Origin of the sequence: Streptomyces sp., from assembly GCF_036566765.1 — a bacterium.
Classification (GTDB): domain Bacteria; phylum Actinomycetota; class Actinomycetes; order Streptomycetales; family Streptomycetaceae; genus Streptomyces.
The window spans coordinates 1-4,090 of record NZ_DATCVQ010000671.1 but is presented as its reverse complement, the minus strand read 5'-3'; the positions used below and the strand labels follow the sequence as shown (position 1 = coordinate 4,090).

Sequence of the window (4,090 nt, the reverse complement as noted above, 5' to 3'; positions counted from 1 at the left end):
AGGGCATCGCCGCCACGGACCGACTCACCCGCCTCAACCAGGCCTGGCGGCAGCACGAACCTGGCGCGCCGGCCATCAACGCATGGTGACCACAGCCACCCCACCCCAGTGACCTGAACCGGAGCGAGAACGGCACCCCTTGAGATCGCGGAGGAAGGCAGCCAGTTCCTCACGGCCAGGTATCTCGGCATCTGGTCTCGAGGACATGCCGGCACCGTATCCCTGGAGACTCTCATCCCGCCTGCGCGCCAGGGCCGTCGGGCAGCCAGTCGCGGGTCGGGGCGTGCTCCAGCCACCGGCTCTGCGCTGCTTGCCGGGCGCAGGCGGCGGCGAGGCCGCTCACGCCGGGGTGGGGGTTTTCGGTGCGCCAGAGCAGCGACCAGGCGTAGAGGGGTGTGGGGTCGACCAGGGGGATAGAGCGCAGTCGGGGGATGTTGGGCAGGGGTACGTCGGCGGGCATCAGGGAGAAGCGGCGCGGGTGTTCGGCCACTTCGGCGAGGAAGTGGGCCAGGCCCAGGTTCACGCTGCCGGCGCGGTCCCGGATGCCGAAGTGGTCGGCGAACTGGCGGAGGAAGTCGAGGCGGTCCAGTGCGCCGGGGGCCCACAGGACGCTGTCGCGCAGTTGCTCGGGCCGGAGTGCCGGCTGGGCTGCGAGGGGATGGTCGGCGCTCAGGATGACGTCGACGGGTTCGAGGCGGACGAGGCGGTGCGTCAGTCCAGCGGGCAGCGGCGGGTGGACGCGGCCCAGGGCCGCGTCGATGTCGCCGTGCAGTAGCGCTGTCGTCACCGCGGGCAGGTCTCGGCCGTGGCCCAGCTCCAATTCCTGGTCCTGCGCGGCGACTTGGGCCAGGGTTCGCATCGGCGCGTAAAGGTGGCCCCACACGTCGACGCGCAGCGGGCGATCCTCGCTCACCGTCGCCCTCACCGCGTCGTCAGCCGCGGCCAGGGCGCGCCGGGCCGGTTCGAGGAAGCGCCTCCCCGTCTCGGTGAGAGCCACCGTGTGGCCGAGGCGAGCGAACAGTTTCGTACCGAGGAGTGATTCCAGCCGTGCGATCCGTTTGGACAGGGCCTGTTGAGAGATGGCCAGGTCCCCGGCCGCCCGGCCGAAGTGCAGCTCCTGGGCGGCGTGCACGAAGGCACGTACCTGCGCCATGTCGAGATCCACGCCCTCCGCCACGCCCTTCACGAAGCCTTCCGCCACGCCTCCCACCATAGGTGACAACCGAAGGTTGTCGGGTTTTCCTGCCTGTTGTTGGATCACTGGGCGGCGGACGGGGTTGCATCGTCCGTATGCGAAGACTGATTCCCACGGGGGAGGCGATGCGGCCGGTGGAGTTCGCCGACGTCCCCCGGCCCGTCCCTGAAGCTGATGAGGCGTTGATCGAGGTCGAGGCGTTCGCGCCGAACCGGGGCGAGACGTTCCTGCTGGAACGTCCCACCCCGGGGCTGCTGCCCGGCAAGGACGTCGCGGGGCTCGTCGTCCAGGCCGCGGCGGACGGCTCCGGGCCCGGCGTCGGCGCCCGCGTGGTCGGGCACCCTCCGCAGGGCGGCTGGGCCGAGTACGCCGCCGTCCCCACCCACTCTCTCGCCGTGCTCCCGGACGGAATCGACAGCGTACGGGCGGCCGCCCTGCCGCTGGCGGGGATCACCGCGCTGCGACTGCTGCGCACGGCCGGCTCCCTGACCGGCAGGCGGGTGCTGCTGACCGGCGCTTCGGGCGGCGTCGGCCACTACGTCACCGAGCTGGCCGCCGCGGCCGGCGCCGAAGTCACCGTGGTCAGCGCCACCCCGGAGCGGGGGATGCGGCTCGCCGAACTGGGCGCGGCCGAGGTGGTCCACGATGTCGCGGCCGCCGGGGGCCTGTTCGACGTGGTGCTGGAGTCGACCGGCGGCCCGCAGCTGCCCCTCGCCGTCTCGAAGGTGCGCCCAGGCGGGCTGCTTCTCTGGTTCGGCCAGGCGAGCCGCACCCCGGCCACCCTGGACTTCTTCGAACTCCTGGGCGGACCGGCGGGGGTCACGATCCAGCACTTCCACTACGCGGGCGCCCCGTACGGACCTGAACTCGCGACGCTGGTCCGTCTCGTGGAGCAGGGGCGGCTGCACCCCGAGATCGGCCGGGTCGCCGACTGGTCCGAGACCGCCGGCGCCCTGGTCGATCTGCGGGAGCGACGAATCCGAGGCAAGGCCGTGCTGACGACAGGAGCCGTACGATGAGCGACGCCGAGCACGCCGCCGCTGAGTTCGCCGGCGAGCGCGCCGCCGCTCAGTTCGCGGCCGAGAACGCCGCCACGCCGATGCGCGCCGCCGAGCACGCCGCCGAGTTCGCAGCTGCCCAGTGGACCCGTGCCACCGGCGCGGGTCTCGACCCACACGAGTACGGTCGCGTCACCGAATGCCTCGACGCCGTCGCCGACTGGGGGCCTGCCTTCCGGCGCACCGCTGGCGACTACGTCGAACGTGCGACAGCCGCGAGTTCACCCGTGTCGGCGGGTGAGCACCTGCTGACGGCGGCGCGGTGGTTCCACGTCGCGACGCTGGCACCGTTCGCGGAGGCGGACCGTGCCGCGGCCGAGGCCGACGACGCCCTGGCCAGGGCGCTCGCCGTGCTGGAACCGAGTGCCCAGCGCGTCAGCGGCCCGGGGTTCACCGGCTGGCTGCGCGGCCCGGCCGACGCACCGGGCACGGTGATCGTGGTCCCCGGCCTGGACTCGGCCAAGGAGGAGTTCCTCGATCTCGCCTCCGCGCTACTGGCGCGGGGTCTCGCAGTGTTCGCGATGGACGGCCCTGGGCAAGGGGTCCTCAGGGCCACGACGACCATGCGAGCGGACTACCACGAAGTCGTCGGTCGGGTCATCGACGCCCTCGGCGACCCGGCGCGCATCGCCGTCGTCGGCCTCAGCCTGGGCGGCTACTACGCGGCCAAGACCGCGGCATTGGAGCCCCGGGTGGCCGCCGCCGCAACCGTCAGCGGTCCCTTCCGCCTCCACTGGCCAGAACTGCCGCAACCCGTACGGGACATCCTGACCCGGCGCGCCGGCGGGGCCCAGGCAGCCCGCGCGTTCGCCGACCACGTGGACCTCACCCACTTGGCGCCCCGCATCGAGGTGCCGCTGCTGTGCGTGGACGGGGGCGCCGACACCATCCCCGGGGTGACCAACGTCGAACCGCTGGCCCGCCTCGCACCACGCGGCACGTACCTGTCCGTCCCGCACGGAGACCACCTCCTGGGCAACGCCCGGGCCGACTGGCTGCCCCGCCTCGCGGACTGGATCACACAGGCACTGACAGGAGCAAGCGAGTGAACCGCTTCACCGGAAAGACCGTACTGATCACCGGGGGCACCAGCGGCATGGGGCTGGCAACCGCACACCGCCTCGTCGCCGAAGGTGCTTGTGTCGTCGTCACCGGGCGCACCCGCGCGCGGGTCGACGCCGCCGTCGCCGAACTCGGCCCGAAAGCCACGGGCGCGGTGGCTGACGTCGCCGAACTCGGAGCGCTGGACGCACTGATGGACACCGTCCGCGAGCGCCACGGCCGCCTCGACAGCCTCTTCGCGAACGCGGGCACCGGCGCCTTCCTGCCGTTCGAGGACATCACCGAGGCGGACTTCGACACGGCCGTCGACGTCAACCTCAAGGGAGTGTTCTTCACCGTGCAGAAGGCACTACCGCTACTGATCGACGGCGGCTCGATCGTCATCAACGCGTCCTGGACCCTTCACCGGGGCAACAGCGTCCTCACCCTGTACTCGGCGACCAAGGCCGCCGCCCACAACCTGGCCCGCACCCTCGCCGCCGCACTCGCCCCACGGGGAATCCGGGTCAACTCCGTCAGCCCCGGGTACATCGATACCCCCATGTACCCCGCCGCCTCGCTCAGCGCCGCGGAGGCGGCAGCGGTGACCGGCCAGATCGTCGCCGGCCGCTTCGGACGCCCCGAGGAAGTCGCGACCGCCGTCGCCTTCCTCGCCTCGACCGACGCCTCCTACATCAACGGCCAAGACCTCCTCATCGACGGCGGCCTCGTCGGCGCCGTACCCGTACCCGCCTGACACCACGCCGAGCACACACCCGCATCCGCAGTAGGCCGG

At 72.2% G+C, this 4,090-nt stretch carries 4 protein-coding genes; 3 read left to right on the top strand and 1 reads right to left on the bottom strand.

What is annotated here, in order from left to right; genetic code table 11:
- Nucleotides 1-232: 232 nt before the first annotated feature.
- Nucleotides 233-1,165 (bottom strand): LysR family transcriptional regulator, encoded by a 933-nt coding sequence (locus tag VIU94_RS39080; RefSeq protein ID WP_331919442.1) that lies wholly within the window; start codon nt 1,163-1,165, stop codon nt 233-235.
- A gap of 125 nt (nt 1,166-1,290) precedes the next feature.
- Between VIU94_RS39080 and VIU94_RS39075 the strand changes: the two genes are divergently transcribed.
- The 3 genes from VIU94_RS39075 to VIU94_RS39065 all read left to right on the top strand — a co-directional run bounded on the left by VIU94_RS39075 (nt 1,291) and on the right by VIU94_RS39065 (nt 4,051).
- Nucleotides 1,291-2,214 (top strand): zinc-binding dehydrogenase, encoded by a 924-nt coding sequence (locus VIU94_RS39075; protein ID WP_331919440.1) that lies wholly within the window; start codon nt 1,291-1,293, stop codon nt 2,212-2,214.
- Between the two features lie 80 nt (nt 2,215-2,294).
- Complete coding sequence (locus tag VIU94_RS39070; protein WP_414721081.1) at nt 2,295-3,302, top strand: alpha/beta hydrolase family protein; 1,008 nt, start codon at nt 2,295-2,297, stop codon at nt 3,300-3,302.
- Nucleotides 3,299-4,051: an SDR family NAD(P)-dependent oxidoreductase gene (locus VIU94_RS39065; protein ID WP_331919436.1), complete on the top strand. Its 753-nt coding sequence runs from the start codon at nt 3,299-3,301 to the stop codon at nt 4,049-4,051. The genes VIU94_RS39070 and VIU94_RS39065 overlap by 4 nt, the downstream gene beginning before the upstream one ends.
- The last annotated feature ends 39 nt before the right edge of the window (nt 4,052-4,090 follow it).

Bases quoted from the DNA above. Each gene is read 5' to 3' on its own strand.
- VIU94_RS39075 (WP_331919440.1), top strand. From the start codon at position 1,291: ATGCGAAGACTGATTCCCACGGGGGAGGCGATGCGGCCGGTGGAGTTC.
- VIU94_RS39070 (WP_414721081.1), top strand. From the start codon at position 2,295: ATGCGCGCCGCCGAGCACGCCGCCGAGTTCGCAGCTGCCCAGTGGACC.